The organism is Phreatobacter cathodiphilus, assembly GCF_003008515.1.
GTDB classification, from domain to species: Bacteria; Pseudomonadota; Alphaproteobacteria; order Rhizobiales; family Phreatobacteraceae; genus Phreatobacter; species Phreatobacter cathodiphilus.
Genome location: NZ_CP027668.1, coordinates 701,824 through 724,115 on the forward strand (window position 1 = coordinate 701,824; position 22,292 = coordinate 724,115).

The 22,292-nt window shown below is 69.9% G+C and carries 21 protein-coding genes; 8 read left to right on the forward strand and 13 right to left on the reverse strand.

The features are described from left to right. The first annotated feature begins 16 nt into the window (after positions 1–16). The gene (gene gcvPA, locus C6569_RS03480) at positions 17–1,372 is read left to right on the forward strand and encodes an aminomethyl-transferring glycine dehydrogenase subunit GcvPA (RefSeq protein ID WP_106747533.1); all 1,356 of its coding nucleotides are present in this window, start codon (positions 17–19) and stop codon (positions 1,370–1,372) included. Positions 1,373–1,383: 11 nt separating this feature from the next. After that, entirely contained in the window at positions 1,384–2,958 is a 1,575-nt protein-coding gene (gcvPB, locus tag C6569_RS03485) for an aminomethyl-transferring glycine dehydrogenase subunit GcvPB (RefSeq protein WP_106747534.1), read from the forward strand. A 77-nt stretch (positions 2,959–3,035) separates the two neighbouring features. Here the strand turns inward: gcvPB and C6569_RS03490 are convergent, their stop codons facing one another. The 3 genes from C6569_RS03490 to C6569_RS03495 all read right to left on the reverse strand — a co-directional run bounded on the left by C6569_RS03490 (position 3,036) and on the right by C6569_RS03495 (position 4,576). Further along, on the reverse strand, positions 3,036–3,605 hold the full coding sequence (locus tag C6569_RS03490) for a type 1 glutamine amidotransferase domain-containing protein (RefSeq protein WP_106747535.1): 570 nt from the start codon (positions 3,603–3,605) through the stop codon (positions 3,036–3,038). A gap of 73 nt (positions 3,606–3,678) precedes the next feature. After that, positions 3,679–4,068, reverse strand: a complete 390-nt coding sequence (locus C6569_RS21865; protein WP_181313894.1) for a hypothetical protein — start codon at positions 4,066–4,068, stop codon at positions 3,679–3,681. Between the two features lie 106 nt (positions 4,069–4,174). Next, complete coding sequence (locus C6569_RS03495) at positions 4,175–4,576, reverse strand: hypothetical protein (protein ID WP_106747536.1); 402 nt, start codon at positions 4,574–4,576, stop codon at positions 4,175–4,177. A gap of 71 nt (positions 4,577–4,647) precedes the next feature. Between C6569_RS03495 and C6569_RS03500 the strand changes: the two genes are divergently transcribed. The 3 genes from C6569_RS03500 (at position 4,648) to C6569_RS03510 (ending at position 9,084) form a co-directional block, all read left to right on the forward strand. After that, positions 4,648–5,412 carry a hypothetical protein gene (locus tag C6569_RS03500; RefSeq protein ID WP_146144723.1) on the forward strand — a complete coding sequence of 255 codons (765 nt, stop codon included), beginning with the start codon at positions 4,648–4,650 and terminating at the stop codon, positions 5,410–5,412. Between the two features lie 202 nt (positions 5,413–5,614). Beyond that, positions 5,615–8,614 carry an isoleucine--tRNA ligase gene (gene ileS / locus C6569_RS03505; RefSeq protein ID WP_106747538.1) on the forward strand — a complete coding sequence of 1,000 codons (3,000 nt, stop codon included), beginning with the start codon at positions 5,615–5,617 and terminating at the stop codon, positions 8,612–8,614. A gap of 215 nt (positions 8,615–8,829) precedes the next feature. Further along, positions 8,830–9,084, forward strand: coding sequence for a hypothetical protein (locus C6569_RS03510; protein WP_106747539.1), 255 nt, complete (start codon positions 8,830–8,832; stop codon positions 9,082–9,084). An 88-nt stretch (positions 9,085–9,172) separates the two neighbouring features. On the opposite strand, the gene C6569_RS03515 is transcribed toward C6569_RS03510, so the two are convergent. Together C6569_RS03515 and C6569_RS03520 are read right to left on the reverse strand one after the other, a co-directional pair. Further along, positions 9,173–9,382, reverse strand: coding sequence for a cold-shock protein (locus C6569_RS03515; protein WP_106747540.1), 210 nt, complete (start codon positions 9,380–9,382; stop codon positions 9,173–9,175). A 36-nt stretch (positions 9,383–9,418) separates the two neighbouring features. After that, positions 9,419–10,627 (reverse strand): DEAD/DEAH box helicase, encoded by a 1,209-nt coding sequence (locus tag C6569_RS03520; protein WP_106747541.1) that lies wholly within the window; start codon positions 10,625–10,627, stop codon positions 9,419–9,421. A gap of 509 nt (positions 10,628–11,136) precedes the next feature. Between C6569_RS03520 and C6569_RS03525 the strand changes: the two genes are divergently transcribed. Continuing rightward, positions 11,137–12,153, forward strand: coding sequence for an NADP-dependent oxidoreductase (locus tag C6569_RS03525; protein ID WP_106747542.1), 1,017 nt, complete (start codon positions 11,137–11,139; stop codon positions 12,151–12,153). Between the two features lie 20 nt (positions 12,154–12,173). On the opposite strand, the gene C6569_RS03530 is transcribed toward C6569_RS03525, so the two are convergent. The 3 genes from C6569_RS03530 to C6569_RS03540 all read right to left on the reverse strand — a co-directional run bounded on the left by C6569_RS03530 (position 12,174) and on the right by C6569_RS03540 (position 15,280). Further along, positions 12,174–13,421, reverse strand: coding sequence for a pyridoxal-phosphate-dependent aminotransferase family protein (locus tag C6569_RS03530; RefSeq protein ID WP_106747543.1), 1,248 nt, complete (start codon positions 13,419–13,421; stop codon positions 12,174–12,176). Positions 13,422–13,532: 111 nt separating this feature from the next. After that, positions 13,533–14,570: a YeiH family protein gene (locus tag C6569_RS03535; protein WP_245898220.1), complete on the reverse strand. Its 1,038-nt coding sequence runs from the start codon at positions 14,568–14,570 to the stop codon at positions 13,533–13,535. After that, the gene (locus C6569_RS03540) at positions 14,567–15,280 is read right to left on the reverse strand and encodes a GNAT family N-acetyltransferase (RefSeq protein ID WP_181313895.1); all 714 of its coding nucleotides are present in this window, start codon (positions 15,278–15,280) and stop codon (positions 14,567–14,569) included. Before C6569_RS03540 ends, C6569_RS03535 begins: the two co-directional genes overlap by 4 nt. Here C6569_RS03540 and C6569_RS03545 point away from each other — a divergent pair. Next, positions 15,279–16,475, forward strand: coding sequence for a multidrug effflux MFS transporter (locus C6569_RS03545; RefSeq protein WP_106747546.1), 1,197 nt, complete (start codon positions 15,279–15,281; stop codon positions 16,473–16,475). The genes C6569_RS03540 and C6569_RS03545 overlap by 2 nt on opposite strands. A gap of 7 nt (positions 16,476–16,482) precedes the next feature. Here C6569_RS03545 and C6569_RS03550 read toward each other — a convergent pair whose 3' ends face one another. Further along, a complete protein-coding gene (locus tag C6569_RS03550; RefSeq protein WP_106747547.1) occupies positions 16,483–17,091 on the reverse strand; it encodes a YitT family protein in 609 nt (202 codons plus the stop codon). Between the two features lie 96 nt (positions 17,092–17,187). Beyond that, the gene (locus C6569_RS03555) at positions 17,188–18,261 is read right to left on the reverse strand and encodes a DUF2272 domain-containing protein (protein WP_106747548.1); all 1,074 of its coding nucleotides are present in this window, start codon (positions 18,259–18,261) and stop codon (positions 17,188–17,190) included. A gap of 233 nt (positions 18,262–18,494) precedes the next feature. Between C6569_RS03555 and C6569_RS03560 the strand changes: the two genes are divergently transcribed. Further along, a complete protein-coding gene (locus C6569_RS03560) occupies positions 18,495–19,718 on the forward strand; it encodes an NAD(P)/FAD-dependent oxidoreductase (protein ID WP_106747549.1) in 1,224 nt (407 codons plus the stop codon). A 1-nt stretch (position 19,719) separates the two neighbouring features. Here the strand turns inward: C6569_RS03560 and C6569_RS21870 are convergent, their stop codons facing one another. The 3 genes from C6569_RS21870 to accD all read right to left on the reverse strand — a co-directional run bounded on the left by C6569_RS21870 (position 19,720) and on the right by accD (position 22,265). Beyond that, complete coding sequence (locus C6569_RS21870) at positions 19,720–19,893, reverse strand: hypothetical protein (protein WP_181313896.1); 174 nt, start codon at positions 19,891–19,893, stop codon at positions 19,720–19,722. 60 nt (positions 19,894–19,953) lie between these two features. Continuing rightward, positions 19,954–21,273 carry a bifunctional folylpolyglutamate synthase/dihydrofolate synthase gene (locus tag C6569_RS03565; protein WP_106747550.1) on the reverse strand — a complete coding sequence of 440 codons (1,320 nt, stop codon included), beginning with the start codon at positions 21,271–21,273 and terminating at the stop codon, positions 19,954–19,956. A gap of 89 nt (positions 21,274–21,362) precedes the next feature. After that, complete coding sequence (gene accD / locus C6569_RS03570; protein ID WP_106747551.1) at positions 21,363–22,265, reverse strand: acetyl-CoA carboxylase, carboxyltransferase subunit beta; 903 nt, start codon at positions 22,263–22,265, stop codon at positions 21,363–21,365. Positions 22,266–22,292: the final 27 nt, after the last annotated feature.

The following is a 22,292-nucleotide window of genomic DNA, read 5'->3' on the forward strand; positions in this document are numbered from 1 at the left end:
GTCAGTGGAGCCCTCCATGCGCTATCTGCCGCTGACGCCCCAAGACCGCACCGACATGCTGGCCAAGATCGGCGTCGCCGCCGTCGACGACCTCTTCGCCAACGTGCCGAAGGACAAGCTGCTGAAAGGCCCGGTGAACCTGCCGAAGGCGCGCGGCGAACTGGAGGTCGAGCGCATCCTCGGCGCCATGGCGGCGGAGAACATCTCGGCCTCCGAGGTGCCCTTCTTCGTCGGCGCGGGGGCCTACAAGCACCACGTGCCGGCTTCCGTCGACCACCTGATCCAGCGTTCGGAATTCCTGACGAGCTACACGCCCTACCAGCCGGAAATCGCCCAGGGCACGCTGCAGTACCTGTTCGAGTTCCAGACGCAGGTCGCCATGCTCACCGGCATGGAGGTCGCCAACGCCTCCATGTATGACGGCTCGACCGGTGCCGCCGAGGCCGTGCTCATGGCCCACCGCGTCACCAAGCGCCGCAAGGCCGTCCTCGCCGGCAACCTGCACCCGCACTACCGCGACACGATCGAGACCGTTTCGCGCATGGCCGCCGACCGGCTCGTCTCGCTGACCCCGAACCCGGAGGACGCCGGCGCCGACCTCAAGGCGGTGGCTGCGGCCATCGACGCCGAGACCTCCTGCGTGGTGATCCAGACGCCGGACGTCTTCGGCAACCTCCACGACCTCGCCGCCATCGCCAGGAAGGCGCAGGACGCCGGCGCGCTGCTCATCGCCGTCGTCACCGAGGTGGTGTCGCTCGGCGCGGTGACGCCGCCCGGCGCCATGGGCGCCGACATCGTCGTCGCCGAGGGCCAGTCCATCGGCGTCGGCCTCAATTTCGGCGGACCCTATGTCGGCCTCTTCGCCACCAAGCAGAAATACGTCCGGCAGATGCCGGGCCGCCTCTGCGGCGAAACGGTGGATGCCGAAGGCAAGCGCGGCTTCGTGCTGACCCTCTCCACCCGCGAGCAGCACATCCGCCGCGAGAAGGCGACCTCCAACATCTGCACCAATTCCGGGCTGATGTGCCTCGCCTTCACCATCCACATGTCGCTGCTCGGGGAGAGCGGCCTGCGCCGCCTCGCTGCCGTCAACCACGCCAACGCCTGCGACCTCGCGGACCGCCTCGCCGACGTGGACGGCGTGACGGTGCTCAACAAGAGCTTCTTCAACGAATTCGCCATCCGCGTGCCCGGCGATGCGGCCAAGGTGGTGGAGAAGATGGCGAAGAGGGGCGTGCTGGCCGGCGTGCCGGGCTCCCGCCTGTGGCCGAAGACCAAGGGGGTGGCCGACGTCATCCTCGTCGCCAACACCGAAGTGAACACCGACGACGACCGCGCCGCCTTCGTGGCGGCGCTCGGCGCCAGCATCTGAGGAGCGGAACGATGTCCATGAACACCCAGGGTCGTCCCACCTCCGCCGGCGAGACCGGCACCGCCGCCGCCCACCCGACCTTCACCGGCAACAAGGCGCTGCAGATCGAAGAGGCGCTGATCTTCGAGATCGGCCGTCCGGAGGTCTCAGGCGTCGACATCCCTGAGCCGAAGAAGGTGAAGTCGCGCCTCGGCAAGCTCGCCCGCGACGAGGCCATCGGCCTGCCTGGCCTCACCGAGCCCGAGGCGATGCGCCACTACGTGCGGCTCAGCCAGAAGAACTTCGGCATCGACACCGGGCTGTTCCCGCTCGGCTCCTGCACCATGAAGCACAACGCCCGCCTCAACGAGAAGATGGCGCGGCTGCCGGGCTTCGGTGACGTCCACCCGCTCCAGCCGGTCTCCACCGTCCAGGGCGCGCTGCAGCTCATCGACACGCTGGCCCATTATCTCAAGGAACTGACCGGCATGCCGGCCGTCGCCATGAGCCCCAAGGCGGGCGCCCATGGCGAGCTCGCCGGCATGATGGCGATCAAGGCGGCGCTGGAAGCCAAGGGCGAGGGCCACCGCAAGATCGTGCTGGTGCCGGAATCGGCCCACGGCACCAACCCGGCCACCGCTGCCCTCATCGGCTTCGAGGTGCGCTCGGTGCCTGCCCAGGCCGACGGCACGGTGCACGTCTCCGACGTCAAGGCCGCGCTCGGCCCGGAGGTGGCGGCGATCATGCTGACCAACCCCAACACCTGCGGCATCTTCGAGAAGGAGATCGTGCAGATCGCCAAGGCGATCCATGACGCGGGGGCCTATTTCTACTGCGACGGCGCCAACTTCAACGCCATCGTCGGCAAGGCGCGCCCCGGTGATCTCGGCGTCGACGCCATGCACATCAACCTGCACAAGACCTTCTCGACGCCCCATGGCGGCGGCGGCCCGGGCTCGGGTCCGGTGGTGCTCTCCGAGCGCCTCGCCGCCTTCGTGCCCTATCCCTTCATCCGCGTCGGCAAGGGCTATGCCCTGGTCGAGGAGGGCGGCAAGCTGGCCAAGGGCGAGCAGCCCTTCGGACGCATGTCCGCCTTCCACGGGCAGATGGGCATGTTCGTGCGCGCCATGGCTTACATGCTCAGCCACGGCGCCGACGGCATGCGCCTCGCCTCCGAGGACGCGGTGCTCAACGCCAACTACATCCGCGCCTCGCTCGCCGACCTCATGAGCCTGCCCTTCGGCGACCAGCCCTGCATGCACGAGGCGCTGTTCGACGACGACTGGCTGAAGAACACCGGCGTCTCCACCCTCGACTTCGCCAAGGCGATGATCGACGAGGGCTACCACCCGATGACCATGTACTTCCCGCTCGTCGTCCACGGGGCCATGCTGATCGAGCCGACAGAGAGCGAGTCCAAGGCCTCCCTCGACCTCTTCATCGCGGCACTGCGCGACCTCGCCATGGCCGCCAAGCGCGGCGACGTCGACCGCTTCAAGGGCGCGCCCTATCACGCGCCCCGCCGGCGCCTGGACGAGACGCGGGCCGCCCGCACGCCGATCCTGCGCTGGACGAAGCCGGCGCCCTACGCCGAGGCGGCGGAGTAGCTCGCGGCAGTGGCCCCTGAAACGTCAGAAGCCCGGCCGATGGCCGGGCTTCGTCGTTTGGAGCGATGTCAGGAGCCTCAGGCCGCGCGCTGGTGCCGCCCCTCGCCGATCTCCTCGACGATCTTGGCGACGAAGGCCGGCAGGTCCTTCGGCGAGCGCGAGGTGATGATGCCCTCGTCAGTCACGACCTCCTTGTCGACCCAGGAGGCGCCGGCATTCTCGATGTCGGTGCGGATCGAGGCGTAGGACGTCATCTGGCGGCCGTCCGCCGCGCCGGCCTCGGCCAGCAGCCAGGGCCCGTGGCAGATCGCCGCCACGATCCGGCCGTCGGCGACGAAGCTCTTGATGATCGCGATGACCTTCTCCTCGACCCGGAGCTTGTCCGGGTTGATGACGCCGCCCGGCAGGACGAGGGCGTCGTAGGATGCGGCGTCGACCTTGTCGAGCGTCGTGTCGACCTTCACCGGCTGGCCCCAGTCGGCGCCGTCCCAGCCCATGATCTCGCCCTCCTTCAGCGTCTTGGCGGGGGCGGCGACGTGGACGGTGGCGCCGCGGTCGCGCAGCTCCTTCAGCGGCACTTCGAGCTCGGACTGCTCGAAGCCGTCGGTGGCGAGGATGAGCACTTTCGCGCGGGCGATATCGGTCATGGGCAGAACTCCTGGGAAAGGGGGATCCCAGGACGAACGAGGCGGGGCGGGCAGGGGTTCCGTCCGCGGCGACCTAGCGCACCGGAAGCGGCCGCGCGCAGCGGTGATAGGTTCGGGATATCTGGCTGCCCCGGTAGCTCACCATCAACTGGTCGCCGAGCCCCATGAGTGACACGCCGCCCTCATAGCGGCGGCCGCCCTTCACCTCGACGCAGTGTCCACGGCCCTCGAAGATGCCGTCGGCGACGATGCGGATACGGGCGAAGGTGCAGGTGGCATGAAAGAGCTGGACGGCCCGTGCTTCCACCCTGATCCGGCCCCGGCTGTCGGCACGCGTGCAGGCCTCGGGGTCGGCTCCCCAGGTGCCGTGGATTTCGTCCGGCATGGCGGCGGCGGGGACGGCGGGCGTCGCGCCGGCAGGTGAGGAGATCAGGGGGAGGACGAGGAGAGCGAGGCGGAGCATCGAAGCACCGGGCTTGGCCAGACGACGCTCTTCTCGCACGGACCCGTTTCTGGCCCGTGCCGCGGGAAGGGGCGGGGAGGCCCGCGCCCGTTTCACCGCCTTAGGGTCAACGCACCGGAAGCGGCCGCTCGCAGCGCTGGTACCGCGTGTCGTCGCCGCCATTGAGGGCGACGACGAGGCTGGTCGGCCCCTCGAGCCTGAGACGCACGCTGCCCCGCTCGGTGGTCGTCTCACCCTCGCCGCGGCAGCGGCCGTGGCCGGAAACTGCGCCGTTGCGATGTGAGCGGAACCGGCTGAGGCTGCAGGAGGAGGCGAAGAAGGTGACCGATCGCGCCTTGACCTCCACGCGGCCGTCGTCGCTTTCCTCGGTGCATGACCGCGCCTCGTACCCCCAGGTGCCGATCATGGCTGGCGGGAAGGCGCGGATCGCCTCCCGCGCCGGCGCGGCAGAGGCATTGATCGCGAGAATGGCAGCCGAGACGAGGGAGGGCAGGGCGGATCGTTTCACCGAAGGTCCAGACTTGCTAGGGAGATCATGACGGGCTGTGGCTTGGCCACGGCGACAGGAGCGCTCTCGCTATGGCACGACCGTTTCAGGCTATCGCCGCTGCGGCGGTTCTCATGCTGGCGCCGTTGTTGTCGGCGGTCGGCGCCTCCGCCCAGCAAGGGGCCCTGGCGATCGACGGTGCCGCCGCGCGCGAGGCCCTCGCCCGTTTCGAAGGGCTGGCGCAGGCGGTCAGGCCCGCCGGCCAGATGCCGCGCATCACCGACCCGGCCGTGCGCCAGGCGCTGGCCACGATCTGGGACGTGAGGCCCCTCGATCCCGCCCGCCGCGCCAGCGAAGCGGACCTGCCGGTGCTGATGCCCTACTGCGAGGCGGGAAGCCAGGTCCTGAGGTCCTATTTTCTGTTCAATCCGCGTGGAACGGGTGCCCCGGATGCCGCAGCGAACTTGCAGACCTACGGCGATGAAATCATGTCCGGCTTCGCCTTCTCGGTGCGCTGTTCCGGCGCGACGCTGGAGGCGGCCACCGCCTTCATGGGTTCCCTTCCCGCCGACCAGATGAACCAGGTCCGCCGGGATGGCTGGAACCGCCTGCGCCTCGGCGCGACACAGGTCATCCGGGGGACCCTGATGATGCTGGGTGATGCGAGCCTCTCGTCCGTCCATGCGGACGCGCTCGCCCGCGCCCTGAGCGACTCCGCGCCGCGCTATGCCGCCGGGCTGGAGCCGGCCGAGCGGCAGGCCATCGTCGAGGTGACCCGCACCATCCTGCCCGCCGTGCGCCTGGCGCCGGTGAGGGAGCGGCTGGAGGGCTTTGCGGGGGTGCTCTCCGGCCGCTGAGGCCGCTCCGCCCTTGCCTTTCAGCCCGCCTTCCCCTTAAGAGACGGCCATGCGCATCGCCGCCCGCTCCGCTTCGCGAATTACCGGCCCGGCCTCCTGAAGGCCGCGCGGCCCTCGCGCGTGTGTCCGGAGGTCCGGGGTTCCAGCTCTCACCCGATCCGATACCTGCGGCCTGCCGCCGCCATTCCCGGCCGATCACCCCATGTCCGACACGTCCAAGACCTCCGCTGACGCAGCGTCCGAGACCTTCGATTACTCCAAGACCCTGCTGCTGCCCGAGACGCCCTTTCCGATGCGCGCCGGCCTGCCGGAGAAGGAGCCGCAGATCCTCAAGGCCTGGGAGGAGATGGACCTCTACGGGCGCCTGCGCCGCGCCGCCCGCGGCCGCCACCGCTTCGTGCTGCACGACGGCCCGCCCTACGCCAACGGCCATCTCCACATCGGCCACGCGCTCAACAAGATCCTCAAGGACATGGTGACGAAGTCGCAGCAGATGCTGGGCTTCGACAGCGACTACGTGCCGGGCTGGGACTGCCACGGCCTGCCGATCGAGTGGAAGATCGAGGAGGAGTACCGTTCCAAGGGCAAGAACAAGGACGAGGTGCCGGTCGTCGAGTTCCGCCAGGAATGCCGGGCCTTCGCCACCCACTGGCTGACCGTCCAGCGCGAGGAGTTCAAGCGGCTCGGCGTCGTCGGCGACTGGGCCAACCCCTACCAGACCATGACCTTCCACGCCGAGGCGCAGATCGCCGAGGAGATCCTGAAGTTCGCCGCCTCCGGCCAGCTCTACCGCGGGTCCAAGCCGGTCATGTGGTCGGTGGTGGAAAAGACCGCGCTGGCCGAAGCCGAGGTCGAGTATCACGACTACCAGAGCGACATGATCTGGGCGGCCTTCCCGGTACGCCAGGTCGGATCGATCGGTGCAGATGCGCGCGCCGTCGCAGATAAGCTCGCGCTGCTCCGCCACTCCTCCGTCGTCATCTGGACCACGACGCCCTGGACCATCCCCGGCAACCGGGCGATCTCCTATTCCAGCCGCATCGCCTACGGCCTCTACCGCGTCATGGCGGCGCCGGCGGACAACTGGGCGCGCGTCGGCAACACCTACCTGCTCGCGAAGTCCCTGGCCGAAAGCGTCTTCAAGCAGGCCAAGGTCGAGGGCTTCGAACTCGTCGCCGACGTCTCGGCGGAGGAACTCGCCGGCATCACCTGCGCCCATCCGCTCGCCAATCTCGGCTACGGTTTCGAAGTGCCCCTGCTCGACGGCGACCACGTGACGGATGACGCCGGTACCGGCTTCGTCCACACCGCGCCCGGCCACGGCCGCGAGGACTTCGACATCTGGATGGCCAACGGCCGCATCCTCGCCGAGCGCGGCATCGAGACCCGCATCCCCTACACCGTCGACGGCGACGGCCGCTTCACCGCGGAAGCGCCGGGCTTCGAGGGCCGTCAGGTCATCACCGACAAGGGCGACAAGGGCGACGCCAACCCGGCCGTCATCGAGGCCCTGTCGGCGGCCGGCAACCTCGTCGCGCGCGGTCGCCTGAAGCACCAGTATCCCCATTCCTGGCGCTCCAAGAAGCCGGTCATTTTCCGCAACACGCCCCAGTGGTTCATCGCCATGGACAAGCCCTATGCGGACGGCACGACGCTCCGCCAGCGGGCGCTGAAGGCCATCGGCGAGACCCAGTGGGTGCCGGAATCGGGTGAAAACCGCATCCGCGGCATGATCGAGAACCGGCCGGACTGGGTGGTCTCGCGCCAGCGCGCCTGGGGCGTGCCCATCGCCGTCTTCGTCCACCGCGACAGCGGCGAGATCCTCAAGGACGAGGCCGTCAACCTGCGCATCGCCGAGGCCTTCCGTCAGGAGGGCGCCGACGCCTGGTTCAAGGCGGGGGCGAAGGAGCGCTTCCTCGGTCCGCAATACGACGCCGCGGACTGGGACAAGGTCGACGACGTCCTCGACGTCTGGTTCGATTCCGGCTCCACCCACGCCTTCACCCTGGAGAGCCCGCAGGACTTCCCGAATTTCGAGGGCCTGAAGCGCAAGGTCGACGGCGGCGCCGACACCGTCATGTATCTGGAGGGCTCCGACCAGCACCGCGGCTGGTTCCATTCCTCCCTGCTGGAGAGCTGCGGCACGCGCGGCCGGGCTCCCTATGACGTGGTGCTGACCCACGGCTTCGTGCTCGACGGCGAGGGCCGCAAGATGTCGAAGTCGCTCGGCAACACGGTCGCCCCGCAGGACGTCATCAAGCAGTCCGGCGCCGACATCCTGCGCCTGTGGGTGGCCGCCTCCGACTATTCGGACGACCTGAGGATCGGCAAGGAGATCCTGCAGACGACGTCGGACGCCTATCGCAAGCTGCGCAACACCATCCGCTGGATGCTCGGCGCGCTCGCCCATCACGACGGGTCGGCCCTGCCGGCGGCCGTAGCCCTGCCGGAGCTCGAGCGGCTGATGCTGCACCGGCTCGCCGACCTGTCGCCGCAGATCCACGAGGCCTACGCCGCATACGACTACAAGAAGGTCTTCGCGCTCCTGACCCAGTTCATGAACGTCGACCTCTCCGCCTTCTATTTCGACATCCGCAAGGACCGCCTCTACTGCGACCCCGTCTCGTCGCCCGAGCGCAAGGCGACGCTGGCGGTGATCGAGGAGATCTTCCGCGCGGTCACGACCTGGCTGGCGCCCATTCTCTCCTTCACGGCGGAAGAGGCCTGGTGGGACCGCTACGGCCGCGACGGCTCGGTCCATCTCGCCGGCTTTTACGAAGCCGACGCCGCTTGGCGCGATACCGCACTCGAAGAGAAGTGGGAGAAGGTCCGGCGCGTGCGCCGCGCCGTCACCGGCGCCCTGGAAGTGGAGCGCGCCGCCAAGCGGCTCGGCTCGTCACTGGAGGCCGCCCCCGTCGTGCACATCGCCGAGCCGGACCTGCTGGCGGCCCTGGAAGGCGTCGACCTCGCCGAGGTCGCCATCACCTCCGGCATCCGCATCGTCGCGGGCGAGGGGCCTGGCGAGGCCTTCCGGGCCGAGGACATCAGGGGCGTGGCCGTCGTCCCCGCCAAGGCGGGCGGCGTCAAATGCGCCCGGTCGTGGAAATATTTCGAACCCGCCACCGCCGATCCCGATTTCCCCGACATCACGCCGCGCGATGCCGCGGCGATGCGCGAGTGGAAGCAGCGCCACGCCATGTGACCAGCCGGTGGCGGGGAACCTCCGCTCCGCTCACGCGTCTGACAGTCAGCCCCGCGGACGGCCGCCCGTCCGTGGAGGGCTGCCCGCGGTACTTTCCCTTAAGCGGAAACACGTGGGGGCAAAGCCCGATCCCCATCCGGGCCGGGTATGCGATCATGGCGAATCACCAGCAGGGACGGGTCATGGCCCCATCCGCCGACACCAATGACGACGGAATGAGCCGCAGCGGGGACGCAACGCGCTATGCCGTCGTGTCCTTCGTCCAGAAGGGGTCGCGCATGGTGGCGGAAGACATCCACTACCTCGACACCTATCCGCAGGCGCAGGCCGTGGCAAAATTCGTCTCGTCGCGGCGGCCGGGCGTTCTCGTCCTGTCGGTGTCGCCTGCGCCCGAGGGCGAGGATCCCGAGATCGTCGTCCTGGACCAGGTCGGCGCCGGACTGGCGAGCGCGACCGCTACGGTGCATTAGAAAAAGGCTGCGCGGCGCCGCGGACGGCACCACGATTGACGTCCATCAAGGCCGGACCGCGGGGCCAGCCTCGTCGCCTTCGGCGAAATCAGGCCAGCTTCAGCTGATCGGCCGACTGCTTGCCGGTGCGGCGGTCGGTGGCCAGCTCATACGACACCTGCTCGCCCTCACGCAGGTCGTTCAGACCGGCGCGCTGCACGGCGGAGATGTGGACGAAAACGTCCTTTCCGCCGTCGGACGGCTGGATGAAGCCGTAGCCCTTCTGGGGGTTGAACCACTTAACGGTCCCGGTCGCCATGGAATGCTCCTCGATGTTTGGCGGTGGAGGGATTTGTCAGGCAGCCCGTCGCCGGGGCTGCGGACGCCTGGCAGGCGCCGGCGGCGGGCGGGTATCGCCACGTGCCGAGGCCTGGATGGGAGACCCGGCGACGGCGAGGCGCACGCGGGTCAGCTTTTCGATGGCGGCGAGATGGCCGCGCTCGCTGGGGTCGCAGAAGGCGAGGGCGATGCCCGTCCGGCCAGCCCGGCCGGTGCGGCCGATGCGGTGGACGTAGCTCTCCGGCTCGTTCGGCAGGTCGAAGTTGATGACGTGCGTCACCTCGGCCACGTCGATGCCGCGGGCGAAGAGGTCGGTCGCCACCAGGATGCGGCACTCGCCGGCCTTGAAGGCGGCGAGGGCCCGCTGGCGGGCGTTCTGGCTCTTGTTGCCGTGGATGGCGTCGGCCGAGAAACCCGACTTCAGGAGCTGGCCGGCGAGCCGGTTGGCGCCGTGCTTGGTGCGGGTGAAGACGACGACGCGGGCGAGGGCCGGGTCGGTCAGGAGCTTCTCGAGCAGACTGCGCTTGTCAGCGGTGCCGACGTGATAGACGTGCTGCTCGATCGCCTCCACCGTGACGGTCTCGGGCGTCACCTCGACGCGCATCGGCTCCCACAGCATGTCGCGGGCGAGCTTGGCGACCTCGGTCGGCATGGTCGCGGAGAACAGCATGGACTGCCGCTGGTCCGGCAGCTTGGCGATGATCTTCTTCACGTCGCGGATGAAGCCCATGTCGAGCATGCGGTCCGCCTCGTCGAGGACGAGGTGGGTCACCGTGTCGAGGCGCACCAGGCCCTGGTTCATCAGGTCGATGAGGCGGCCGGGGGTGGCGACGAGGATATCGATCCCGCGGGCCAGCGCATCGGCCTGCGGCTTCTGGCCGACGCCGCCGAAGATGACGGTGTGGCGCAGCTTCAGGTTCTTCGACAGACGGGCGACGCTCTCGGAGATCTGCAGGGCGAGTTCGCGCGTCGGGGCGAGGACGAGGGCGCGCACGCCCTTGGCCGGCGGCCGCACCAGGTCTTCCGACAGGTGCTGCAGGATCGGCAGCGCGAAGGCCGCCGTTTTGCCGGTTCCGGTCTGGGCGATGCCGATCAGGTCGTGATCGTCCAGCAGGTGCGGGATGGCCTTGGCCTGGATGGGCGTCGGGGTGGCGTAGCCGGCTTCGTGCAGGGAACGCAGGAGGGGCTCGGCGAGGCCGAGGTCCGCAAAAGTTCGATTGTTCAAGAAAAAAAGTCTTTCAAGCCTACCGGAAACGCGCTGTCGCGTCCTCCAGGTCAAAGTCACGAACCGCGCGCCGGGCGGCCCAGACGAAATTGTCGCACCGGATCTCCGGTTGTCGACGCCTGGTTACTCACAAAGGCGGCGCAGCGCAGTCACGACGATGGTGATCCAAGGATGGGGCAGGTTTCCGCATTCGTCAAGCCCGGTTGCAAAAAATAGGTCTATGGGGGCGATGAATAGTGCCAAGTCTTACGCAATTCTTCTTTTGAACCTGTTGAATTCGGCAAAATTATTCCAAGCAGTAGAACAGCCGGGGGAGCATGTCCCGCGTGCGGCGCAGGCCGGGCCCGCCCGCGGTGGTTTGCCACACGACGCCGTGGCGGGGTCCGGTACGGGCGTCTCGACCGTGCGGCCGATTGCCGAGGCTCCCGCCGCCGACTACTGATGACCGCGAGGCGCCGACGGCCCCGCGCATCCGCGCCGCCGATGGGCGCGACCGAGGAGGTCCATCCATGCCGACGACCAGCCGCCAGATCCTGCTCGCCAGCCGCCCGCACGGCGAGCCGACCGCCGCCAATTTCTCCATCGCCGAGACGGCGCTGGCGGAGCCGGGGCCCGACCAGGTCCTGCTGAAGATCCGCTATCTCTCGCTCGACCCCTATATGCGCGGACGCATGAACGACGCCAAGTCCTATGCCGCGCCGGTGCCGGTCGGCGGCGTCATGGAAGGCGGCACGGTGGCCGAGGTCGTCGCCTCGAACAGCGACCGCTTCCGCCCCGGCGACATCGTCCTGTCCCATTCCGGCTGGCAGAGCCACGCCGTCGCCGATGCCAAGGACCTGCGCAAGGTGGACCCCACCGCGGCTCCGATCTCCACCGCCGTCGGTGTGCTCGGCATGCCCGGCATGACCGCCTATACCGGCCTCCTCACCATCGGCCAGCCGAAGCCGGGGGAGACCGTCGTCGTCGCCGCGGCCACCGGCCCGGTCGGCTCGGCCGTCGGCCAGATCGCCAAGATCAAGGGCGCCCGCGCGGTGGGCATCGCCGGCGGCGCCGACAAGGTCCGGGCCCTCACCGAGGAGTTCGGCTTCGACGTCGCCCTCGACCATCGCTCGCCGACCTTCGCGGCCGACCTCAAGGCGGCCTGCCCGGACGGCATCGACGTCTATTTCGAGAATGTCGGCGGCCACGTCTTCGACGCGGTCTTCCCGCTGCTCAACTTCTTCGCCCGCATCCCGGTCTGCGGTCTCATCGCCCAGTACAATGCGACCTCGCTGCCCGACGGGCCGGACCGCCTGCCGCTCTTGATGCGCGACGTGCTGACGAAGCGCCTGAACTTCCGCGGCTTCATCGTCCGCGACTTCGCCGACCAGTCCAAGGCGTTCTTCACTGACATGAGCCGCTGGATCGCCGAGGGCAAGGTCAAGTATCGCGAGGACGTCGTCGAGGGGCTCGACAAGGCGCCGGAGGCCTTCATCGGCCTCCTCAAGGGCAAGAACTTCGGCAAGCTGGTGGTGAAGGTCGCCTGAGGCGCGACGCCCGCGCCGGCTCAGGCCGGCGCGGTGGCGAGGGCGAGGGTCGTCTCCGCCACGCCCTTGTCCGCAGGCCGGGATGGCAGGCCGGCGCCCTTGGCGAGGGAGGCGACCGCCGCGGCGACGCCGCCTTCGCCGTGGGGGATGTCGAGGGCCTGCAGCGCCATCTCGATCGCCGAGAGGGTGCCGAGCACCATGGGCGCGTTGACATGGCCCATATGGGCGATGCGGAAGGCGCGACCGGCGAGGTCGCCGATGGCCGAGCCCAGCGTCACGCCGCAGATCTGCTGGGCATAGGCCGAGATCGCTCCGGCATCGGCGCCGTTGACGACGACCGGCGTCACCGAGGGCGACCGGTGGGCGGGATCGATGATGTTGCAGGAGACGACCTGCCCCTCCGCCCATTTGCCGATGGCCGCATGGGTCGCCTCGGCGAGCAGGGCGTGGCGCTTCCACACCGCAGGCAGGCCCTCCTCCATGATCATGTCGAGGGCGGCGCGCAGCGCGAAGAGCAGGTGCTCCGGCGGGGTGCCGCAGTACTTCATGTAATGCTCGGCCCCCTGGCGGGCGGTCCAGTCCCAGTAGAGCGTCTTCATGTCGGCTTTCGCATGGGCCTTGTGCGCCTTGTCGTTGGCGGCGACGAAGGCGAGGCCGGGCGGGGTCATCAGGCCCTTCTGCGAGGCCGACATGGCGACGTCGACGCCCCAGGCGTCCATCTCGAAGTTCATGCAGGCGAGCGAGGCGACGCCGTCCACCATGAACAGGGCGGGATGGCCGGCGGCGTCGATGGCCCGGCGCACGGCCTGCACGTCGTTGGCGACGCCCGAGGCCGTGTCGACCTGGACCATGAGGATGGCCTTGATCGCGTGGTCGCGGTCGAGCCTGAGCCGCGCCTCGACCGTCGCCGGATCGATGGCGGCGCGCCAGGAGCCTTCGAGCACCTCGACGTCGGCGCCCATGAAGGCGGCCATCTGGCCCCAGCCCACCGCGAAGCGGCCGCTGGCGAGGACGAGCACCTTGTCGCCGCGCGACAGCACGTTGGAGATCGCCGCCTCCCAGCCGCCATGGCCGTTGGCGGCGTAGATGTAGGTGCGCGCCGTGGTGGCGAAGACGCGCTTCAGGTCCGCGAGCAGGCTGTCGGTGAGTGCCACCATCGGGCCCGAATAGATCTCCTCGGCCGGGCGCATCATGGCCTGCAGCACGCGGTCGGGAATGTTGGTCGGGCCGGGAATGGCGAGAAGGCTGCGGCCGTTGGCGACGCTCATGGATGGTCCTTTGCCGGGATCAGCGGAAATCCTGTCGCAAATGGCCTAGACGGCGGCGCGGCGGCGGGCAAGAGCCGCGGCGGCGGAACTGCCGCGCGCCTCGCCGCCCGGTCAGAGCACCAGAATGCCGGCCGTCACCAGCGCCAGGATGACGAGCGTGGCGCCGAGGAAGACGGCCACGTGCCGCCAGCCGATGGTCAGGATGGCGGTGAGCGACGTGCCGAGGCCGAGCGCGGCGATGGCGATGAGCAGGCCGGCATTGGAGAGCTGGACGAGCCAGGGCTTCACCGCGGCATAGGGGGCCGCCAGCGCCGGCACCGACGGCAGGATCGAATTGACCACCACCAGGGCGAGGAAGACCAGCGCGAAGACGGGCACCGGCACCCGCGCCTCGCCCGCCGCCCCGCCGCGCCTTGCGAACCACCAGCCGATGGCGAGGACCACCGGCAGCAGCAGGAAGACCCGGAACAGCTTCACCACGACGGCGGTGTTGCCCACCGGCTCCGAGACGGCATAGCCGGCGCCCACCACCTGGGCCATGTCGTGGATGGTGGCGCCGAGGAGGATACCCGTCTGCGTCGCATCGAAGCCGAGCGCCACGGCGAGCGGCGGATAGGCGAGCATGACCAGCGTCGACAGGGCGTTGGCAGCGACCACGGTGAAGGCCGTATCGGCGGCCTTGGCTGGATAGTTCGGCACGACGGTGGTGGTGGCGAGCGTCGCCGAGGCGCCGCAGACCGCCGTCGCCGCGCCGGCGAGCGCGCCGTAACCGTCGGCGACGCCGAGGCGGCGCGCCAGCCAGACGGCGCCGGCGATGGTCGCCGCCATCGACCCCACCACCAGCACCAGCGTGCCGAGGCCGAGGCCGACGATGTCGCCGAAGGCGATGCGCAGCCCCAGCAGCGCGATGGCCCAGCGCAGCAGCTTCTTCACCGCGAAGGTGAGCCCCGGCTCGAAGACCGGCCGTGCCGCAAGGGGATGCAGTACGATGCCGATGACGAGGGCGATGACCATGACCGGAAGCGCCAGCCGGCCGCCGGTCGCCTGGCCCAGCAGCGGCTCGGCGAGGACGGCCGCCACCCCGACGCCCGCCGCCAGCACGAAGCCCGGCATCAGCAGGCGCGGCATCGCCATGGCTTGGACGGTCATGCAGGTCCCCCGGAGGCCAGCGCGAAGATGGCGAGGCGCGCGTGACCGGTGTCGCGGATCTCGCGCAGCGCGAACCCCAGATCGACCAGAATCTGCCTGGAGACAAGATTGTTTTCGCGCGTCACCGCCATGACAGGATGAATGTTCTGCTGTTCCGCGAATTTGAGAACGGCTATTGCGCCTTCCTTGGTGTAGCCCCGGCTGCGGTGCTCGGGCATCACCGCGTAGCGCATCGCCACGCCGACGCCCTCGTCGTGGTCCCACAGCCCGACGATGCCGACGAAGGCGCCGTCCTCCCGCCGCCGCATCACGAAGACGCCGTAGCCACGGCTGTCCCAGGTAGCCCGATAGGTGTCGAGCTGGGCGCGCGTTTCGGCCTCGGTCAGCACGCCATGTTTCAGCTTGCCGCCGACCTCGGGGTGGGCGGTGAGACGGCAGAGGTCGGCGAAGTCGGTCTCGGCCACGGGCGCGAGGCGGAGGCGGTCGGTGTCCAGGCTCTCGGGGTTCACGCGGCTTGTCTCCTCGTCCGGCGAGGGCCGGTCCATCTGCGCTTGTATATCGCCACCGCCCGTGGCGTCAGCCGCGCGAACGTCAGGGGGGGCCGGCGATTTCAGCCCTCCCGGCAGCGACCGGCGCCCCTCCGTTCCGGCGGGTTGACGCTGGCCGACCAACCGGGCGACATCGGGGGCCACGATTGAGATCCCCTTCATGTCAGATCCCCGCCTCGCGCCGCGCGCCCTCGTGCCGCTGCTCGTCGTCTTCGCCGCGATCGGACCCATGGCGCTGAACCTGCCCCTGCCGGCGGTTCCGGGCCTGGCGCGCTATTTCGAAACCGATCCCGGTACGATCCAGCTCACCATCACCCTCTATCTCGCCGGCATGGCCGTGGCGCAGCTCTTCCTCGGGCCCCTGTCCGACCGTTACGGCCGCCGTCCCGTCATCATCGGTGCGCTGGCCGTCACGGCCGCCATGAGCCTCTTCGCTGCGCTCGCCGCCAGCGCCGCCATGCTCATCGTCGCCCGCGTGCTGCAGAGCTTCGGCGCCTCCGCCGGCCAGGTCATCGGCCGCGCCATCATCCGCGACGTCTTCGACAAGGACCGTGCCGCCTCGATGATCGGCTGGGTCACCATGGCCATGGTGGTGGCGCCCATGGTCTCCCCCTCCATCGGCGGACTGATGACGGAGACGATCGGCTGGCGCTGGGTCTTCGCCGCCACGGCCTGCATCGCGCTCGTCACCCTGGCGCTCGCCGTCGTCCGCCTGCCGGAGACCCGCGCCGTCGTTTCCTCGCCGAGCTTCGGGCAACTCCTCCGGGACGCCGGCGGGCTCTGCCGAAACCGCTTTTTCGTTGGTTATCTTCTGATCGGCGCCCTCTCCTCCGTCACCTTCTTCTCCTTCGTCGGCGGCGCCCCCCACGTCACCGTCACGATCATGGGCCAGTCCTCCACCGTCTATGGCCTGTGGTTCATGGTGAACGCCTGCGGCTACATGGCGGGGAACGCGATCTGCGGCCGCTACGCCGCGCGCTTCGGCTCCGACCGGCTGATCCGCTGGGGCAGCGCCATGATGGTGATGATGGCGCTGGTGCAGTTCGCCATCGCCCTGGCGGGCTGGATGGTCCATCCCGCCTGGCTCTTCCTGCCGCAGGCGGGGATCGCCTTCGCCAACGGCCTGCAATTGCCCGGTTCCATCGCCGGCGCGGTCAGCGTGCGGCCGGAGGCGGCGGGCTCCGCCTCCGGCATCGTCGGCTTCGCTCAGATGGGGCTCGGCGCCATCGCGGCGCAGATCGCCGGCACCCTGGTGGGCACGACCATGAGTCCCGTGCCCATGGTGGCGTTGTCGGTCGTCGGCGCGGTCGGCGCCTTCGCTGCGGTGGCGCTCATCCGCCGCCGCGACGCCTATTGAGCCCTCGTCAGCTCACGCCGGCATAGCGCCCGGGGCGGTGGTTCATGCCGACGATGGCGCACAGGACGGTGACCCCGGCCACCGACAGCGCCACGAGGTCGAAACTGATGACGGCGGTCGCCGCCAGCATGACCAGCATGTCGACCCCGAGCTGGAAATAGCCGGCACGCAGGCCGTGCCGCTCCTGCAGGTAGTAGGCGAGGATGCTGACGCCGCCGAGGCTCATGCCGTGGCGGAACAGGATGAGGAGGCCGATGCCGAACAGGCCGCCGCCGACGATGGCGGCATAGACGGGGTTGAGATGGCCGATCTCCAGCCAGAAGGGCATCAGTCGTGAGAAGACCGAGACCAGAAGAACCGCCGCCAGGGTCTTGACCGTGAAGGCCCAGCCGAGCCTGAGCAGTGACAGGGCGAAGAAGGGCAGGTTCACCAGCAGGAACAGGGCGGAGAAATTGAGCGGCGTCGCGTAGCTCAGCAGGAGGGCTATGCCCACAGTGCTCCCCGTCAGCAGCGAGGACTTGGCGTAGAAGGCGATGCCGAGGGCGACGAAGAGCGTGCCCAAGACGAGGGCGATGGCGTCTTCGTGGATCCGGTGGCGCAGCACGTGCTCCGACATGGCGCGACTCCTTATTGCAGTGCAACAATAGCAGAAACGGAGGCGGCAGGTCGCGCCCATCTTGTGGGCAGGCCTGCATTCAATGCAGGCGCGGGCTCAGGGGTCGACCGGATCGGTCGCCTGCAGCACCACGAACCACGGCGCCGCTTCCGGATGGCACAGGGGACCGATCCGCCCCTCGGCAGGGCAGGCACCGCCGCGCCGCGGCCGGGCCAGAATGCCTCGCCGGTCGGTCTTCAGCTCGCGCCGCGCCACCGATTGCAGCACGTTGCCGCCGACCAGCGTCGCCAGCCGGCGGCGGGCATCCGTCGCCACCACCACGTCGCAGTGGAGGTTCCACACCGGGCGCTCACCCGCCGCCAGGGCCGGTACAAGGCCGGCGAAGTCGCCGGGGCCGTCGTGGCGGTGCAGGCACAGGAGGTCGCCCGGCCGCAGCGGCGTCAGCCGCGGGTCGCAGGCCCGGTAGAAGGCGCCTGCCGACAGCCCTTGCGCCTCGTCGCGGCTGCGCCGCGCCGCTTCGGCGACATAGTCGAGATGGGCCATGGCCGCCTGGAAGCGCAGCCGCGACACGCCGGCGGTCACCACCACGTGGGACACGAAGGCGGCGGACCAGGGAATGTCCGAAGCCGCGGCGCGAAAGGCCGCCTGCGCCAGCGCCTCGCGCTCGGCCTCGGGCAGGCTGGTGCCGCGCAGGCGGGCGAGAATCTCGGCGAGCGGCACCAGTTCCCCCGTGCCCGGTGCCGTCGCGTCCTCCGCCAGGCGTGGGAAGCGGCGGACCTGCAGCGGCCCGTCGCCCAACGGCCCCAGCGTCTCCCAGTAGCGCATGACCTGCCGCCAGGGAGCGCCGCGCCCGGCTGCCTCGTCGCGCGTCGCATCCGCTTCGACCGCCCCGAAGCGGACCAGTGCCCCGCCCGGCGCGATAACGTGGCCGCCGAAGGCCTCATGCTCACGCACCGCCGTCCCGGCGACGGCCAGCGCCGCGGGGGAGGGAGGCGCCGTGCCGGTGGCGCGGCACAGCCTGTCGAGCCGGCCTCGATCCGCCGCGGTGAAGGCCGCCGTCTCGGCGTCCGCCGGCCCCGAGGATGCGAGAAGGCCGGCGAGCAGCAGGGCGGCGCCCCCGCGCCGGTGGCTGCGCCGCCTTGGCCGGCGCTGTGCGTCTTCTCGCGTCATGGGCGGAGAACAGCAGGATTCCGCTTCCGTGGCGAGCCCGCCGGCTGCACCGCCGTTCCCGACCTGTGGCTCCCCGCCGCCGGCCGGCCTGCCGCTCGCCGCGGCCGCTCCCGTCGAGCCGCCGCGCCCCGCGGTAGCCGGGGAGGGAACGAAAGCGGGCCTCGCGCATTCCTGTTCGCTGACGGGCGCATCTCGTCGCCACCATCGTCTCCCCTGAACTCCGAGGTTTGCCAATGGCCGCCACCGTCGCCAGGGACCTGCGCACGGGCCGATCCCCCTGGATGTCGCGACCGCTCGCCGCCATTCCTACCCTCGAACTGACCCGGGACCTCACGGCGGACGTGGTCGTGATCGGCGCCGGCATTTCCGGGGCGATGGTGGCGGATGCGCTGACCGATGCCGGGCTCGACGTCGTCATCCTCGATCGCCGCGGGCCTCTGCTCGGCTCCACGCCCGCCTCCACCGCCCTGCTGCAATACGAGATCGACACGCCGCTGACCAAGCTCGCCGCCCGCATCGGGCTCGACCGGGCGGAGCGCATCTGGCGGCGCTCCAAGCTGGCCCTCGGCGCACTGCGGGAGCGCGCCGTGCATCTCGGGATCAGCGCAGACCTCGCCGATCGCGACACGCTCTATCTCGCCGGCGACCTGCTCGACCGCGAGGCGCTCGCGCTGGAGGCCGATGCGCGTAGGAGGGCCGGGTTCGAGGTCTCGCTGCTGACCGGCCCGGCGGTGCGCGAGCGCTACGGCATCGCGGGACGGCCGGCGATCCTCGGCCACGGCAACCTCGCCGCCGATCCGCGCCGCCTCGCCGCCGGGTTCCTCCGTGCGGCGCTGGGGCGCGGCGCCAGGCTCTACGCTCCGGTGACTGCGGCGCAGGTGGAGGCGACCGCGGGCGGCGTCTCCGTGGAGACCGAGGAAGGTCCGGTGGTGCGCGCCACGACTCTCGTCTTCGCCACGGGCTATGAACTGCCGCGAAAGGTGCCGCGCAAGGTCCACCGGGTCGTCTCGACCTACTGCCTCGCCACCCGACCGCAACCGCGGGCCTTCTCGCCCGACCTTCCCTTCGTCTGGGAGGCGTCGGAGCCCTACCTCTACCTGCGGTCCGATCACGAGGGGCGCATCATCTGCGGCGGCGAGGACGAGGACCTCGCGGACGAGGAAACCCGCGACGCGCTGCTGCCGGTCAAGATCAAGACGATTCAGGCGAAGCTGGAGGCCGTCCTCCCCGGCATCGACACCGAGGCCGACTACGCCTGGTGCGGCTCCTTCGGCGCCTCCGAAACTGGCACGCCCTCGATCGGACCGGTGCCGCGCATGCCCGGCTGCTACGCCGTCCTCGGCTATGGCGGCAACGGCATCACCTTCTCGATGATGGCGGCGCAGATCCTGCGGGGGCAGATCGCGGGAACCGGCGATCCCGACGCCGACCTCTTCAGCTTCCGGCGCCGGTTCTGACCTATTTGTCGTTGGAGGCGTTGAGGTCCTCGACCGGTAGCGCCTTTCCCGCCTCCGGCGGTTCGGCGCGGTGGTTGCCGGTCTTCATCTCGTCCTTGTCGCGGGGTGTCGGCGGCCGCGGCGGCACCTGTCCGTCGTCGCGCGGAACGGGGGCGGTCTGGTCGGGATCGTCCATGGCTGTCCTCCTCGGGTCGGATGACCAACGAAAGGCGGCCGGACGGGTTCCCGAAGGGGATCAGGAAGGCTCCCAGCCGTCCTTCGCCAGCACCTCGCCCGCAAGATAGAGACTGCCGGTGATGAGCACGCGCGGCGGCAGGCGGCCGGGCTCGCTCTTCACGGCGGCGAGCGCCGCTTCGAGGCTGTCGCAGGCCGTGGCGTCGAGGCCCGCCGCCCGCGCCGCCTCGGCGAGGGCGGGGGCGGAAAGGGCCGCCGGATAGCCGAAGGGCACCGCCAGAACCCGCGGGGCGAGGGCCCTGAAATGGTCGAGGAAGCCGCGCGGGTCCTTGGTCGAGATCATCCCGGCGATCATCACCAGCGGCTTGGACTGGCGCGCCTGCATGGTGGTGACGGCCTTTGCCAGCACCTCGCCGCCGCCGGGATTGTGGCCGCCGTCGAGCCAGACCTCGGCGCCGGTGGGCAGCGCCTCGAGGGTCTTTCCCGTCAGCCGCTGCAGCCGCCCGGGCCAGGCCACCGTCTGGAGGCCCCGCTCCACCGCAGCCGTCGTCATGGAGAAGCCGGCGGTCTTCACCGCCATCAGCGCCGTGCCGGCATTCTCGAACTGATGGGCCCCGGCCAGCCGCGGCGGCGGCGCGTCGATCAGGCCGTCGTCGTCCTGGAAGACGAAGCGGCCGTTTTCGGAGCGGGCGAACCAGTCGAGGCCGGAGACGAACAGGCGCGAGCGCGTCGTCTCGGCCGCCGTCTCGATCACCGCCATGGCCTCGGGCGTCTGCCGCGCGACGACCACCGGGCGGCCGCGCTTGAGGATGCCCGCCTTCTCGCCGGCGATCTTGGCGACGGTGTCGCCGAGGAAATCCGCATGGTCCATCGACACCGGCGTGATGACGCTCACCGCCGGCCGCGGTACCACGTTGGTGGCGTCGAACCGCCCGCCCATGCCGACCTCGAGGATCACCGCATCGGCCGGGTGGCGGGCGAAGAGCATCAGGCCGGCGATGGTGGTGATTTCGAACTGCGTGATCGCCTGGCCCTCGTTGACCCGCTCCACCTCCAAGAGAACGTCGGCGAGCGTCGCGTCGTCCACCAGCCGCCCGCCCCCTGCCGCCCCCAGCCGGTAGCGCTCGTTGAACGTCACCAGATGCGGCGAGGTATAGACGTGGACCGTGCGGCCCGAGGCCTCCAGGAAGGCGCGGGCGAAGGCGGAGGTCGACCCCTTGCCGTTGGTGCCGGCGACATGGATCACCGGCGGCAGGGCGAGATGCGGGTTGCCGAGCCGCTCCAGCGCCCCCGTCATCCGGTCGAGCGACAGGTCGATCAGCTTGGGGTGGAGCTTCGCCAGCCGGTCGAGAATGGTGGCGATGGGGACTGCAACCGTCATGGCGAGGCAACTTGGGGCGGTGGTCTGCCGGCAGGACGGCGGTGGGCGGGTACGTGCCGGGCGGCATCGGCCGCCCGCCGCGAGACGCGTCAGGAGGCGATGGCGGCCGGCGTCGGCGCAGGGGCGGGAGCCTGGGCGGCCTCGACCGGCGCCTTGGTCAGCACCCGGCAGAGCCGCGCCAGCGTCGCCCGGAGGTCGTGGCGATGGACGACGATGTCCACCATGCCGTGGTCCTTCAGATATTCGGCGCGCTGGAATCCCTCGGGCAGCTTCTCGCGGATGGTCTGCTCGATGACGCGCGGCCCGGCGAAGCCGATCAGCGCGCCCGGTTCGGCGATGTGCACGTCGCCGAGCATCGCGTAGCTCGCGGTGACGCCGCCGGTCGTGGGGTTGGTCAGCACGACGATATAGGGGAGCTTGGCATCGCGCAGCGCCTGCACCGCAACCGTCGTGCGCGGCATCTGCATGAGCGACAGGATGCCCTCCTGCATGCGCGCGCCGCCCGAGGCGGTGAAGATGATGAAGGGCGTCTTCTTCTCGACCGCCGTCATCATGCCCTTGACGATCGCCTCGCCCGCGGCGGTGCCGAGGGAGCCCGCCATGAAGTCCATGTCCTGCACGGCGACGGTGACGGCGAGGCCTTCCAGCTTGCCGTAGCCAACCTTGATCGCATCGGTCATGCCGGTCTTGGTGCGGGCGTCCTTCAGCCGGTCCACGTAGCGCTTCTCGTCACGGAACTTCAGCGGGTCGAGCGGCGCGTCGGGGAGCTGCACGTCGAACCAGGTGCCGTTGTCGAAGATCGAGCGGAGGCGGGCGGTGGAGCCCATCCTCATGTGCACGCCCGAGCCGGGGATGACGAAGAGATTGCTCTCCAGATCCTTGTGGAAGACCATCTGCCCGGTCTCCGGGCATTTGATCCACAGGTTCTCCGGCGTGTCCCGCTTGAGGAACGAGCGGATCTTCGGGGGCAGAACGTCGGTGATCCAGTTCATGAATGTCGTCCTGACGAAAAATGAGGT

Coding starts and splice junctions, on each gene's coding strand:
- gcvPA (WP_106747533.1), top strand. CDS start 17: ATGCGCTATCTGCCGCTGACGCCCCAAGACCGCACCGACATGCTGGCC.
- gcvPB (WP_106747534.1), top strand. CDS start 1,384: ATGTCCATGAACACCCAGGGTCGTCCCACCTCCGCCGGCGAGACCGGC.
- C6569_RS03490 (WP_106747535.1), bottom strand. CDS start 3,605: ATGACCGATATCGCCCGCGCGAAAGTGCTCATCCTCGCCACCGACGGC.
- C6569_RS21865 (WP_181313894.1), bottom strand. CDS start 4,068: ATGCTCCGCCTCGCTCTCCTCGTCCTCCCCCTGATCTCCTCACCTGCC.
- C6569_RS03500 (WP_146144723.1), top strand. CDS start 4,648: ATGGCACGACCGTTTCAGGCTATCGCCGCTGCGGCGGTTCTCATGCTG.
- ileS (WP_106747538.1), top strand. CDS start 5,615: ATGTCCGACACGTCCAAGACCTCCGCTGACGCAGCGTCCGAGACCTTC.
- C6569_RS03510 (WP_106747539.1), top strand. CDS start 8,830: ATGAGCCGCAGCGGGGACGCAACGCGCTATGCCGTCGTGTCCTTCGTC.
- C6569_RS03515 (WP_106747540.1), bottom strand. CDS start 9,382: ATGGCGACCGGGACCGTTAAGTGGTTCAACCCCCAGAAGGGCTACGGC.
- C6569_RS03525 (WP_106747542.1), top strand. CDS start 11,137: ATGCCGACGACCAGCCGCCAGATCCTGCTCGCCAGCCGCCCGCACGGC.
- C6569_RS03530 (WP_106747543.1), bottom strand. CDS start 13,421: ATGAGCGTCGCCAACGGCCGCAGCCTTCTCGCCATTCCCGGCCCGACC.
- C6569_RS03535 (WP_245898220.1), bottom strand. CDS start 14,570: ATGACCGTCCAAGCCATGGCGATGCCGCGCCTGCTGATGCCGGGCTTC.
- C6569_RS03545 (WP_106747546.1), top strand. CDS start 15,279: ATGTCAGATCCCCGCCTCGCGCCGCGCGCCCTCGTGCCGCTGCTCGTC.
- C6569_RS03540 (WP_181313895.1), bottom strand. CDS start 15,280: ATGAAGGGGATCTCAATCGTGGCCCCCGATGTCGCCCGGTTGGTCGGC.
- C6569_RS03550 (WP_106747547.1), bottom strand. CDS start 17,091: ATGTCGGAGCACGTGCTGCGCCACCGGATCCACGAAGACGCCATCGCC.
- C6569_RS03555 (WP_106747548.1), bottom strand. CDS start 18,261: ATGACGCGAGAAGACGCACAGCGCCGGCCAAGGCGGCGCAGCCACCGG.
- C6569_RS03560 (WP_106747549.1), top strand. CDS start 18,495: ATGGCCGCCACCGTCGCCAGGGACCTGCGCACGGGCCGATCCCCCTGG.
- C6569_RS21870 (WP_181313896.1), bottom strand. CDS start 19,893: ATGGACGATCCCGACCAGACCGCCCCCGTTCCGCGCGACGACGGACAG.
- C6569_RS03565 (WP_106747550.1), bottom strand. CDS start 21,273: ATGACGGTTGCAGTCCCCATCGCCACCATTCTCGACCGGCTGGCGAAG.
- accD (WP_106747551.1), bottom strand. CDS start 22,265: ATGAACTGGATCACCGACGTTCTGCCCCCGAAGATCCGCTCGTTCCTC.